Source organism: Streptomyces sp. NPDC054813 (assembly GCF_053611365.1).
Map to the genome: position 1 here is coordinate 13,882 of NZ_JBSHAF010000024.1, position 13,363 is coordinate 27,244.

The following is a 13,363-nucleotide window of genomic DNA, read 5'->3' on the forward strand; positions in this document are numbered from 1 at the left end:
GAGTCGGTCACCGAACAGCTCGGGGCCGCCAGTGACGAAGAGATCTTCCGGTTCATCGACTCGGAGTTGAGCTGATCATGAGTGATGTCGACCGTCTCCGCGACTACCTGCGCAAGGTCACCGTCGACCTGCACGAGACCCGACAGCGGTTGCGGGACTACGAGCAGCGCGACACCGAGCCGGTGGCCGTCGTCGGCATGGCCTGCCGCTTCCCCGGCGGCATCGCCTCGCCCGAGGACCTGTGGGAGGTGGTGGCCGCGGGACGGGACGTGATGTCGGCCTTCCCCACCGACCGGGGCTGGCCCCTGGACCGCCTCTTCGACCCCGACCCGGACCGGCCCGGCACCACCTACGTCAAGGAGGGCGGGTTCCTGTACGACGTGGCCGACTTCGACGCCACGTTCTTCGGGATCTCGCCGCGCGAGGCCCTCGCCATGGACCCGCAGCAGCGGCTGCTCCTGGAGACGTCCTGGGAGGCGCTGGAGCGGGCCGGCATCGACCCGCTGTCGCTGAGCGGCAGCCGGACCGGCGTGTTCGTCGGCAGCGGCGCCCAGGACTACGGGATGCTCGCCGCGCAGGCCGCCGAGGACCTGGAGGGATACCTGCTGACCGGCAACGCGATCAGCGTGCTCTCCGGGCGGCTGTCGTACACCCTCGGTCTGGAGGGGCCCGCGCTGTCCGTGGACACCGCCTGCTCGGCCTCCCTGGTCGCCCTGCACCTGGCCCGCCAGTCGCTGGCCCGCGGTGAGTGTTCGCTGGCGCTGGCCGGCGGCGCGTCGGTGCTGTCCACCCCGGCCGGGTTCGTGGAACTGTCCCGGCAGCGCGGCCTGGCCCCGGACGGCCGTGCCAAGGCGTTCGCCCAGGCCGCCGACGGCACCGCGTGGGCCGAGGGCGCCGGGATCCTGGTGCTGGAACGGCTCTCCGACGCGCGCCGCAACGGCCACCGCGTGCTCGCCGTGGTGCGCGGCTCGGCCGTCAACCAGGACGGCGCCTCCAACGGGCTGACCGCACCCAACGGGCCCTCCCAGGAACGGGTCATCCGCGCCGCGCTCGCCGACGCGGGTCTTGCCGCCGCCGACATCGACGCCGTCGAGGCACACGGCACCGGGACCGCGCTGGGCGACCCGATCGAGGCCAACGCGCTGCTCGCCACCTACGGCCGCAACCGCCCCGCCGACCGGCCGCTGTGGCTGGGCTCGCTCAAGTCCAACCTGGGCCACGCCGGCGCGGCGGCAGGGGTCGGCGGCATCATCAAGACGGTGATGGCGCTGCGCGGCGACCGCCTGCCGCGCACCCTGCATGTGGACGCGCCCACCTCCGAGGCGGACTTCGCCTCCGGCGCGGTGGCGCTGCTCACCGAGGAGCAGCCCTGGCCGGAAACCGGCCGACCGCGCCGCGCCGGCGTCTCCGCGTTCGGCATCAGCGGCACCAACGCACACGTACTGCTGGAACAGGCCGACGAGTTCCAGGCACCGGAGCCGGGAACGGCCGTGGCGGTCAAGGCGATCGGCAGGCCCGCGCCGGTGCCCCTGCTGGTCTCCGCCCGCTCCCGCGAAGCCCTGCGCGCTCAGGCCGAACGCCTGCTCCCTCTGATACGGAGCGGTACCCCGCTGTCCGACCTGGCCGCGGCCCTGCTGCACTCCCGCGCCGCCCTCGAACACCGTGCCGTGGTCGTCGCCGCCGACCCGGACACCGCCGCCGAGGGCCTGGCCGCCCTGGCCGCGGGCCGGTCGCACGACACCCTGGTCAGCGCCACCGCCGCACCGGACGACCGGGTGGTGTTCGTGTTCCCCGGCCAGGGCTCCCAGTGGGTCGGCATGGCCGCCGAACTCCTCGACTCCGCACCGGTGTTCGCCGCGCACCTCGCCGAGTGCGACACCGCGGCCCGCGCCTTCGTGGACTGGTCCCTCACCGACGTGCTGCGCGGGGCGCCCGGCGCGCCCGACATGGAGCGCATCGAGATCCTGCAACCGGTGCTGTTCGCGGTGATGGTGTCACTGGCCGAACTGTGGCGCTCCTACGGCCTCACCCCGGCCGCGGTGGTCGGCAGCAGCCAGGGCGAGATCGCCGCCGCCTACACGGCCGGGGCGCTGTCCCTGCACGACGCGCTGAAGATCGTGGTGCTGCGCAGCCAGTTGTTCGCCGACGAACTGCGTGGCAACGGCGCGGTGGTGTCGGTGGCCGCGCCCGAGGAGCAGGTCCGCGCCCGGCTGGCCGCCCAGGGCGACGCGCTGCACATCGGCGGGGTCAACGGCCCGAACGCGGTCACCGTGGTCGGCGAGCCGGGCGGCCTCGACCGGTTCGTCGCCGAGGCCACCGCCGACGGGCTGCGCGCCCGGCTGGTCGCCTCCACCGTCGCCTCGCACTGCGACCAGGTGGACCCGCTGCACGACCGCATCGTGGACATGTTCGCGGACGTACGGCCCACCCCCGCCGAGGTGCCGTTCTGCTCCACCGTCACCGGCGCCTTCACCGACACCGGCGCCCTGGGCGCGGAGTACTGGTTCGACAACGCCCGCCGGCCGGTGGCCTTCGACCCGGCCGTGCGCACCCTGCTGGCCGCCGGGTTCCGGTTCTTCGTCGAGGTCAGCCCGCACCCGGTACTGGTCACCGCCGTCCAGGAGATCGCCGAGGACGCCGGCGCCGACGTCGCCGCGACCGGTTCGCTGCGCCGCGACCAGGGCGGCCTGGACCGCTTCCTGCGCTCGGCGGCCGACGCGCACAGCCGCGGCGCCCCGGTCGACCTCGGCGCCGCCCTGGCCGGCCGGGACACCGCGTGGGTGGACCTGCCGACCTACCCCTTCCAGCGGCAGCGCTACTGGCCGGAGCCCGACCCCACCGCCGCCACGGCGACCTCCGATCCGATGGAGTCCGGCTTCTGGGAAGCGGTCGAGAACGCCGACCTGGCCGGCCTCAGCGACACTCTGGAACTGGACACCGCACCGCTGGCCGCCGTACTGCCCGCGCTGTCGGCGTGGCGGCGGCAGCGGCGGGAGCAGTCCGTCGTGGACTCCTGGCGCCACACCCTGGACTGGCGGCCGGTGCCCGACCCCGCCGGCGCCCGGCTCTCCGGGGACTGGCTGGTCGCCGTGCCCCCGGGGTACACCGGTCCGGAACCCGACGCACTGGCCCGGCACGGCGCCCGGGCGATCAGGATCGAGGTCGCCGCCGGTCCGCCGGACCCGGAAGCACTGCGCACCGCGCTGGCCGGCGCGCAACCCGCCGGGGTGCTCGCCCTGTTGGCCTGGCCGGCCGCCGTGTCCCTGGTCCGCGCCCTCGTCGAAGCGGGCGTGACGGCCCCACTGTGGTTCACCACCACGGAAGCGGTGGCCCTGGACGCCGAGCCGGACGGCGACCCGGACCGGGCCGGGCTGTGGGGCCTGGCCCCGACCGTCTCCCTGGAACACCCCGCCCTCGCCGGCGGCATCGTCGACCTGCCCGCCCAGGCCGACGAACGGGCGCTGACCCGCTGGTGCGCGGCGCTGTCCGGGCGGACCGGCGAGGAACAACTCGCCGTCCGCCCGGCCGGGTTGTTCGCCCGCCGTCTGGTACGCAGCCCGCTGACCGTGCCGACCGGCGCCGCCTGGCGGCCCACCGGGACTACCCTGGTCACCGGCGCGGACACCGCCGTCGGCGCGGCCACGGCCCGCTGGCTGGCCGCCGCCGGCGCCCCCGCGCTGCTGCTGACCGCCGACCCGGACGCCACCGTGGCCGCGGACGTCATCACCGAACTGCGCGACCTGGGCACCGAAGTACATGCCGTGGCCTGTGATCTGACGGACCGTGAGTCCGTCGCCGAACTGCTCGCCGGGCAGCAGGTCACCGCCGTACTGCACACCGCCGTACCGCTGGCCGAGGCGCCGCTGACCGCCCTCGACGGCACCGCCGCGCCCCACCCCGGGGTCACCGCGGCCCGGCACCTGCACGACCTCACCCGTGACACCCCGCTCACCGCGTTCGTGCTGTTCTCCTCCGTGTCCGGCACCTTCGGTGGCGTCGGCCAGGCCGGCTACGCCGCGGCCGCCGCCGCACTGGACGCGCTGGCCGAACACCGTGCCGCCGCCGGGCTGCCCGCCCTCTCGGTGGCCTGGGCGCCCTGGGACGACCCGGCCGACACCACCGGGGTGGCGGCCACCCGCCGGGAACGGCTGGCCGGCCGGGGCATCGCGATCCTCGACGAGCACCGTGCCCTGGCCGCGCTCGGCGCCGCGCTCACCGCCGGGGACACCCGGCTGCTGCTCGCCGACGTGGACTGGCCGCGGTTCCGGGCCGCGTACACCTTCACCGGACCGCGCCCGCTCATCGCCGACTTCACCCCCGACCGCGGCCGGCGCGAGCCCACCGGCCCGGACACCTCGGACGCCGGCCGGCTGGCCGCCCTGCCCGCCGCCGAGCGGTACGGCGCGCTGCTGGCCGCGATCGCCGGGCAGGCCGCGGCCGTCCTGGGCTTCGCCGACGGCTCCGCGATCGACCCGGCCCGCCGCTTCCTCGAACACGGCTTTGACTCGCTGACCACCCTGGAGCTGCGCAACCGGCTGTCGGCGGCCACCGGGTTACGGCTGACCGCGGCCACCCTGTTCGAGCACGACACCCCTGAGGCGCTCGCCCGGCACCTGCGGGGCGAACTCGGCCCGGACCCGGCCGCCGCCCCCGAGGCCGGGATGTTCACGGGCCTGAGCCGCGCGGCGACCGCAGCCGGGAAGACCGGCGAGTTCATCGAACTGCTCGGCGCCGCGGCCAAGTTGCGCACCACCTTCGGCTCCGCCGACGAGGCCGGCCCGTTGCCCGGAACAGTGGAGCTGACCGCCCACGACGAGGGCCCGCTCCTGGTCTGTCTGCCCACCGTGCTGGCCACCTCCGGCCCGCACCAGTACGCCCGGTTCGCCGCCGGGCTGCGCGGCCGGCGCGCGGTCTCGGCACTCGCCCTGCCCGGCTACCTGGACGGCGAACCGCTGCCCGCCGACCGGCCCGCCGCGATCGAGGCCGCCACCCGGCAGTTGGAGGCGGCGGCGGGGGAGCGGCCGGTGGTGCTGGTCGGCTACTCCTCCGGCGGCCTGCTGGCCGACGGCGTCGCCGCCGAACTGGCCGCGCGGGGCCGGCCGGCCGCCGGGCTGGTCCTCGTCGACACCTTCGTCTTCGGCCCCGAACTCACCACCGACGGCGCCGCCCTGTTCGAGCAGATGTTCGCGAAGCTGGCCGAGAACGGCACGGTCACCGACGCCCGGCTCACGGCCATGGGCGGCTATCTGCGACTGCTCACCGACTGGGAACCCGCCGACTCCGGCACGCCCGTGCTGGTGGCCCGCGCCACCGAGCCGCTCACCGGGTTCGCCCGTCCGCCCGCCTCCTGGGCATACCCGCACGACGTGGTGGAGCTGGCCGGCGACCACTTCACCGTCCTCGAAGAGCATGCCGACCGTACTGCCCAGGCGGTGCACGAGTGGTTGGAGAAACAGTGACACAACGACGTACCACCGTTCTGGTCGTCGGCGCGGGCCCGTGCGGCCTGGCCATGGCCGCACAGCTCAGCCGGCTCGGCGTGGCGGTCACCGTGGTCGACGCGGCCGACCACCCGCACACCGGCTCCCGGGCGATCCTGCTGTGGCCGCCGGTACGGGAAGTCCTCGGCGAACTGGGGCTCGCCGAGCGGGCCGCCCGCGACAGCGTCCAGCCCGCCGCGCTCCACTACCACCTGGGCTCCGGCGGCAGCGTGCGCGTGCCGCTCAGCGAGGCCAACGCCCCGCTGGTGCTGCCCCAGGAGCACACCGGCCGGCTGCTCGCGGAGGCCTTGGCCGACCGGGGCGTCGACGTCGAGTGGGGCACCCGGGTCACCAAGGTCGCCCCGGACGCGCATACGGTCACCGTCACCGCGAGCCGCGCGGACGGCTCCACCACCGAGATCGAGGCCGACTGGGTGGTGGGTGCGGACGGGCTGCACAGCCAGGTCCGCGCCCAGCTGGGCATCGACTTCTCCGGGGCCCGGTTCCCGGCCACCTTCCTGCTCGCCGAGGGACGCATCGCCGACGAGCGCGGCACCGGCGGGATCAGCACCGAGGAGATCCACTACTTCCTCGCCGACACCGGGGTCGCGCTGATCGCCCCGCTGCCCGGCGGCGAGTTCCGTATCTCCGGCGCGGTCCCGGACGGTACCGAGGCCACCGCCGAGCAGGCCCAGGCACTGCTGGACGAACGCGGCCCCGGCGGGCTCCGCTTCACCGAGGTGCGCACCGTGACCCTGTTCGCCAGCGACGAGCGGGTGGCCGGCGCGCTGCGCTCCGGCCGTTGCTTCCTCGTCGGCGACGCCGCCCACGTGCACAGCCCGATCGGCGGCCAGGGCCTCAACCTCGGCGTCCCCGACACCCGCAACCTGGCCTGGAAGCTCGCCGGCGTGGTGCACGGCCGACTGCACGAGTCGGTCCTGGACACCTACGACCCCGAGCGCCGGGCCGCGATCGAGCAGACCCTCCAGGCCACCGGCCGGATGGCCCGGCAGGCCGTGATCGGTCCGCTGGCCCGTCAGATCCGCAACCTCACCTGGCGGTTGCTCGACGTCACCGGCGTACTGGCCCGCGGCTACGCCCCGATGCTGGCCGGCTGGCGCAGCCACTACCCGGACGTGCTCTTCGGCAGCACGGAACGCGCCCGGCCGCGCCCCGGCACCCGGGACCCCCGGTGGATCCCCAGGCCGTCCGACGAACTGGCCGGCCGGTTCCAGCTGATCACCTACGGCGGCAAGGACACCCGACTGGCCACCGAGGCGGCGAAGTTGGCCGACCGACTGCCCGAACTGGTCGCGCACTTCCCGCTGGACGGCCCCACCGAGAAGTACGTGCTGCTGCGCCCGGACGGTTATGTGGCCGCCGCCGGCCCCGCCGACCGGTTCCCCGGCGCCGCCGCGAAGCTCGCCGCACTGGTCCCCACCCCGGCGTCCCCGGCCGAGCCTGCCCGGTGACGGCCGAGCACCCCACGAGTCGAGCACCCCACGAGTCGAGCACCCCACGAGTCGAGCACCCCACGATGAGAGGACATGACATGCCCAACCCCGACGGCGCGCCGGCCACCGGCTGTCCCGTGCACGCCGAGGCCACGGCGGCCCCCCGCCCCTGGGCACCCGGGCTGCCCGAACCCGGCCCGGTGGAGCAGCTGTTGCTGCCCGACGGCAACCCGGTCTGGATGATCACCCGTTACGACGACGCGCTTGCCGCACTCAACAACCGCAAGCTCAGCAAGCACTTCGACAACGCGCTGCCCGAGCTGTGGCCCTCCGTGGGCTACGACGGCCGTAAGTCCATCCTCAACCAGCACATGAACCTCGCCGACCCGCCCGAGCACACCCGGCTGCGCAGACTGGTCTCCAAGGCGTTCACGCCGCGCCGGGTCGCCGACCTCGGCGAGCGGATCCAGCAGATCACCGACGAACTGCTCGACGCGGTCGCCGAGGCCGGCACCGCGGACCTGAAGGCCTCGTTCATCTCGCCGCTGATCTCCACGGTGCTCTACGAGATGCTCGGCGTGCCGCTCGCCGACGTCGAGGAGTTCGAGCGCAACACCTACATATTCGTCGGCCTCGGCAACTCCTCCAGCCCCGAGGAGGTCGTCGCCTCGGTCGGCTGGTTCGAGGAGTACCTGACCAAGCTGACCGCGCAGCGCCGTGCCGACCCCGGCCCCGACCTCATCTCCGGTCTGGTGCAGGCCAACGAGGACGGCGACGCCCTCGCCGACCTGGAGATCCGCTCCACGGTCATGCTGCTGCTCCTGGCCGGCGCCGAGACCACCATCAACCTGCTCTCCAACGGGATCCTCGCGCTGCTGCGCAACCCGGAGCAGCTGGCCGAGCTCAAGGACGACCCCGAGGGGCTGGCCCCGGCCATCGAGGAACTGCTGCGGCTGACCAGCCCGGTGTTCACCGTGGTGTACCGCTTCGCCACGGAGGACATGGTGCTGGGCGGCGCGCAGGTCAAGGCGGGCGAGCACGTGATGATCTCGCTGGCCGCGGCCAACCACGACCCGGGCCAGTTCAGCGACCCGGAGACGCTGGACATCCACCGTGACGCCTCCAAGCACCTGGCGCTCGGCCACGGCACCCACTTCTGCATCGGCGCCCCCCTGGCCAGGCTCAAGGCCCGGATCGCGCTGCGCACCCTGTTCGACCGGTTCGACGATCTCCGACTCGCCGTTCCCGACGAGAAGCTGACCTGGACGCCCAGCCTGGTGGCCAACAGCCTGGACCACCTGCCGGTGACTTTCACCGCGGCCACCCCGGCCGCCACGGGCTGACCTCTCCCGCGTATCCCTTGCCCCTCTCCATACCGAGACTCTTTTCCGCGTGGTGACGGCCGTCCCCGCGCGGGGTTGGGAACGACAGCGATGACCGAGGCACCGATGCTCGACCCGGGTTTCATAGCCCAGCTGCTGCCCTTCGACCCCTTCGACCCGGCCTTCCTGGCCGACCCCTACCCGATCTACGCGCAGATCCGGGAGAAGGGCCCGGTGACCCGCACCCCGCTGGGGCTGTGGGCGGTGACCGGACACGAGGCCTGCTCGGCCGTGCTGCGCGACCAGCGCTTCGGCTGGGGCGACGGCGCCACCGTCGCCGACCACTTCCGCACCGAGGCCGACGGCACGGTGGTGCGGCCGTTCATCTTCTCCGACCCGCCCGAGCACACCCGGATCCGGGCCCTGGTCGGCAAGGCGTTCGCGGCCCGCCAGGTGGACCGGATGCGCAGCACCGCCGAACAGGTCGTGCGCGAGCTGATCGAGACCGCGCGCGCCGAGGCCGGCGACGGTCCGATCGACTTGATGAGCGCGGTGGCGCATCCGCTGCCGGGGCGGATGCAGAACGCGCTCCTGGACGTCCCGGCCGAGCACGCGGCCCGTTTCGACGAGCTGTCCGGCGACATCGCCCGCGGCCTGGACCCGAGCTTCCTGCTCGGGCCCGAGGAGATCGCCAAACGCGACAACGCCCGCGCCGAGCTGTACCGGTACATCGGCGAGCTGGCCGAGGAGCGCCGGGCGAAGCCGGGCACCGACCTCATCAGCGAGCTGGTCGCCGTCGAGGAGGGCGGCGACACGCTGACCCCGGAGGAGCTGGAGGTCACCTGCACCCTGCTGCTCTCCGCCGGGTACGCCACCACCGTGAACCTGATCGGCAACGGCATGTTCGCGCTGCTGGGCCGCCCCGACCAGCGGGACTGGCTGCGCGCCCACCCCGGCCAGCTGCCCGCCGCGGTCGAGGAGATGCTGCGCTTCGACACGCCGGTGCAGATGATCTCCCGGGTCGCCCTGGCCGAGGCCGAGATCGCCGGGCACACCATCCAGCCGGGCGAGCAGGTCATGCTGATGATCGGCGCCGCCAGCCACGACCCGGACGTCTACGACGACCCCGACGAGCTGAGGCTGGACCGGCCCGCCGGCCGCAACCTGGGCTTCGGCCTCGGCATCCACTTCTGCGTCGGCGCGCCGCTGGCCCGGCTCACCGCACAGGCCGCGGTGTCCGCCCTGGCCGCCCTCGACCTGGAGCCGGTCACCGACAGCCCGGCCCGGGTACCCAACATCATCATGCGCGGCCTGGCCGAACTGCCCGTCCGGGTCACCGGCTGACCCGCAGGACGCTGACCCGCAGAACGCCGGGCGGATGCCCACCGGAGGCCTCCGGTGGGCACGCACCGCATCCGCACGGCGTCCCGCACCCGACCACCCGCCGACGGCCTCACCGCACACGGAGACTACGGGGATGACCGACACCCTGACCGCACCGGAACTATGGATCCGCCGCTACCGGCCGGCGACCCGGAACACCGACCTGTCGCTGATCTGCTTCCCGCACGCGGGCGGCTCCGCCAGCTACTTCCGGCCGCTCGCCGACGCGCTGGCCCCCGTCGCCGACGTCCTGTCCGTGCAGTACCCGGGCCGCCAGGACCGGCGCGCCGAACCGCCTCGCACGTCGATCCACCGACTGGCCGACGAGATCCTCACCGTGCTGGAGTCCCTGGCGCCGCGCCGGCCGGTGCTGTTCGGGCACAGCATGGGCGCCTGCGTGGCGTTCGAGGTGGCCCGCCGGATCGAGCAGCGCTCCTCGCTCGACCTGCTGGGGCTCGTCGCGTCCGGCCGCACCGCCCCGCCCAAGGTGCGCGACCGCGGGGTCCGTTCGATGGACGACGCCGGTGTCGTCGCCGAGATCCGCCGTCTCAACGGCACCGACGAGCGGCTGCTCCTCGACGAGGACGTCATCCAGATGATCATGCCGGCCGTCCGCGGTGACTACACGGCGGTGGAGACCTACCGGTACCTGCCGGGGCCACGGCTGCGCTGCCCGATCAGTGTGCTCGTCGGCGACGACGACCCGCAGGTCACCCTCGCCGAGGCCGAGGAGTGGCGCGAGCACACCGAGGGCGCCTTCACCCTGCGTGACTTCCCCGGAGGCCACTTCTACCTGGCCGAGCAGCAGGCCGGGGTGGTCCGGGCGCTGACCGAGGACCTGGCGGCCTTCGGCCCGGGCCCGGGACACGGCGCCTGACCGAACCTTCCCCGAGCACGCCCCCAGACCGAAGGAAGCCTGTGGTGATGACCGACCTGGCCGCCGCGATCGAGTCCCCCGACGCGCCGTCACGTGACTTCGCGTCCCTGCCGGTACCGGAGTCCTACCGGGCCGCCGTGCTGCGCAAGGACGAACAGCACATGTTCGACGGTGTCCCGGTCGGCGACCGCGAACCCGCCAAGGCCCTGCACATCGCTGACGTACCGACCCCGGAGCCCGGCCCCGGCGAGGCGCTGATCGCCGTCATGGCGAGCTCCGTCAACTACAACACGGTGTGGAGCGCGCTGTTCTCGCCCGTGCCGACCTTCGCCTTCCTCGAACGCTACGCCCGCACCGGCGGCCCGGCCGCCCGGCACGACCTGCCGTACCACGTGATCGGCTCCGATCTGTCCGGTGTGGTCCTGCGCACCGGGCCCGGGGTGCGCCGTTGGCAGCCCGGTGACCGGGTGGTCGCGCACTGCCTGTCCGTCGAGCTGGAGGACGCGGCCGGCCACGACGACACCATGCTCGACCCGGAGCAGCGGATCTGGGGCTTCGAGACCAACTACGGCGGGCTGGCCGAGCTGGCACTGGTGAAGGCCAACCAGCTGATGCCCAAGGCCGGGCACCTGACCTGGGAGGAGGCCGCGGCCCCCGGCCTGGTCAACTCCACCGCCTACCGTCAGCTCGTCTCGCGCAACGGCGCCGCCATGAAGGTCGGCGACACCGTGCTGATCTGGGGCGCGGGCGGCGGTCTCGGCTCGTACGCCACCCAGTACGCGCTGGCGGGCGGCGCGATACCGATCTGCGTGGTCTCCAGCGAGCAGAAGGCGGAGATCTGCCGGGCGATGGGCGTCGAGGCGATCATCGACCGCGGCGCGGAGAACTACCGGTTCTGGCGGGACGAGGAGTCCCAGGACCAGCGGGAGTGGAAGCGGTTCGGCAAACGCATCCGTGAACTGACCGGCGGCGACGACGTGGACATCGTCTTCGAGCACCCGGGCCGGGAGACCTTCGGCGCCTCCGTCTACGTGGCCCGCAGGGGCGGCACGATCGTCACCTGCGCCTCCACCTCCGGCTACCGGCACGAGTTCGACAACCGTTACCTCTGGATGCACCTCAAGCGGATCATCGGCTCCCACTTCGCCAACTACCGGGAGGCCTGGGAGGCCAACCGGCTCGTCGTCAAGGGCCGCATCCACCCCACCCTCTCGCGTACCTACCCGCTCACCGAGACCGGCCGGGCCGTCACCGACGTCCACCGCAACCACCACCACGGCAAGGTCGGCGTGTTGTGCCTGGCCCCGCGAGAGGGCCTCGGCGTCACCGACCCCGAACTGCGGAAACGGCACGAGCCGGCCATCAACCGCTTCCGCACGGCGTGAGCGCGCACCGGCCGGGACGCGCGCGTCCCGGTTCCCGCCGACAGGACGCTCACCGAGGTTTGGTCTGAACCATTGACATGCCCACGGACCAGGGCCTTCAATGCGGCACGTCTACGTATGTCTTCCGGCGTTCACGTATGAGGAAGGTCCTGGCATGATCACCCCCCACCCGGACATAGCCTGGCCCCGCACCCTGTTGAGACTCCTCGCCCTGGTCGCCGTGGTGCTCGGCGTCCAGGCAGCGCCCGTACACACCGCCCGGGCCGCCACGCCCGTCAATGTGATCGCCTTCTACGACGGCACATACGACGCGGCGCACATCAGCTTCGACCACGAGGCCAGCACCTGGTTCCCGCAGGCCGGCGCCCAGAACGGCTTCACCTACACCCAGACCACGGACTGGAGCCGGCTCAACACCGCGACGCTCGCCAACTACCAGGTGGTCATGTTCCTCGACGACTACCCGCACACCGCGTCGCAGCAGTCCGCCTTCCAGAGCTACGTGGCGGGCGGCGGCGGATTCATCGGCTTCCACGTCTCGGCGTACAACGACAACACCAGCGACTGGCCCTGGTACCACAACACGTTCCTCGGCACCGGCACCTTCAAGAGCAACAGCTGGGGTCCGACCGCGGAGACCCTTCAGATCGACGACCCCACCCACCCCGCGACCGCGAACCTCCCGGCCACCATCACGTCCTCGGTCAGCGAGTGGTACAGCTGGCAGAACGACCTGCGGCAGAACCCTGCCATCGACATCCTCGCCTCGATGGCCCCGTCCACCTTCCCGATCGGCACCGACCCCAACCAGACCTGGTACAGCGGCTACTACCCGATCGTCTGGTCCAACCGCAACTACAAGATGGTCTACAACAACTTCGGCCACAACGCGATGGACTACGCGACCAACACCACCCTGTCCTCGACGTTCGGGAGCGCCCAGCAGAACCAGCTCCTGCTCCAGGAGATCAAGTGGGCGTCCGGCCAGTCCGGTCCGGTCACCCCGCCCACGAATGCCACCGGTCCGATCCACGGCTACGGCGGCAAGTGCGTGGACGTGGCAGGCGCCGCCACCGCCAACGGCACCGCCGTACAGCTCTACGACTGCAACGGCACCAGCGCGCAGAACTGGACGGTCTCCACGGCCGGGACCGTCAGCTCGCTCGGCAAGTGCATGGATGTGACCGGGGCTTCCACCGCCAACGGCGCCAAGGTACAGCTCTACGACTGCAACGGCACCGGCTCCCAGGTCTGGCAGCCCGGCGCGAACGGCTCCCTGGTCAACCCGCAGTCGGGCAAGTGCCTCGACGCGACCGGCCCCAGCTCGGCCAACGGCACCCGACTGCAGATCTGGTCGTGCTCGGGTTCCGCCAACCAGAGCTGGACACTGCCGTCCTGAACCGCCCTCCCGTAAGGGGCCGGCAAGCCGCAGCCCGCGGCCTGCCGGCCTTTTTGTCCTGCC

6 protein-coding genes and 1 pseudogene are annotated in these 13,363 nt (G+C 73.1%); all 7 read left to right on the plus strand.

What is annotated here, in order from left to right:
* Positions 1 to 77 precede the first annotated feature (77 nt).
* A pseudogene (locus ACWGJB_RS36985) lies at positions 78 to 5,432 on the plus strand (type I polyketide synthase); the annotation flags it as partial.
* Positions 5,433 to 5,455: 23 nt separating this feature from the next.
* The gene (locus tag ACWGJB_RS36990) at positions 5,456 to 6,952 is read left to right on the plus strand and encodes an FAD-dependent oxidoreductase (protein WP_453384426.1); all 1,497 of its coding nucleotides are present in this window, start codon (positions 5,456 to 5,458) and stop codon (positions 6,950 to 6,952) included.
* A gap of 80 nt (positions 6,953 to 7,032) precedes the next feature.
* Complete coding sequence (locus ACWGJB_RS36995) at positions 7,033 to 8,277, plus strand: cytochrome P450 family protein (protein WP_453384427.1); 1,245 nt, start codon at positions 7,033 to 7,035, stop codon at positions 8,275 to 8,277.
* A gap of 90 nt (positions 8,278 to 8,367) precedes the next feature.
* Positions 8,368 to 9,600 (plus strand): cytochrome P450, encoded by a 1,233-nt coding sequence (locus tag ACWGJB_RS37000; RefSeq protein ID WP_453384428.1) that lies wholly within the window; start codon positions 8,368 to 8,370, stop codon positions 9,598 to 9,600.
* Between the two features lie 133 nt (positions 9,601 to 9,733).
* Positions 9,734 to 10,516: a thioesterase II family protein gene (locus ACWGJB_RS37005; protein ID WP_453384429.1), complete on the plus strand. Its 783-nt coding sequence runs from the start codon at positions 9,734 to 9,736 to the stop codon at positions 10,514 to 10,516.
* A 47-nt stretch (positions 10,517 to 10,563) separates the two neighbouring features.
* Entirely contained in the window at positions 10,564 to 11,901 is a 1,338-nt protein-coding gene (gene ccrA / locus ACWGJB_RS37010) for a crotonyl-CoA carboxylase/reductase (RefSeq protein WP_453384430.1), read from the plus strand.
* 154 nt (positions 11,902 to 12,055) lie between these two features.
* Positions 12,056 to 13,300: a ThuA domain-containing protein gene (locus tag ACWGJB_RS37015; protein ID WP_453384431.1), complete on the plus strand. Its 1,245-nt coding sequence runs from the start codon at positions 12,056 to 12,058 to the stop codon at positions 13,298 to 13,300.
* The last annotated feature ends 63 nt before the right edge of the window (positions 13,301 to 13,363 follow it).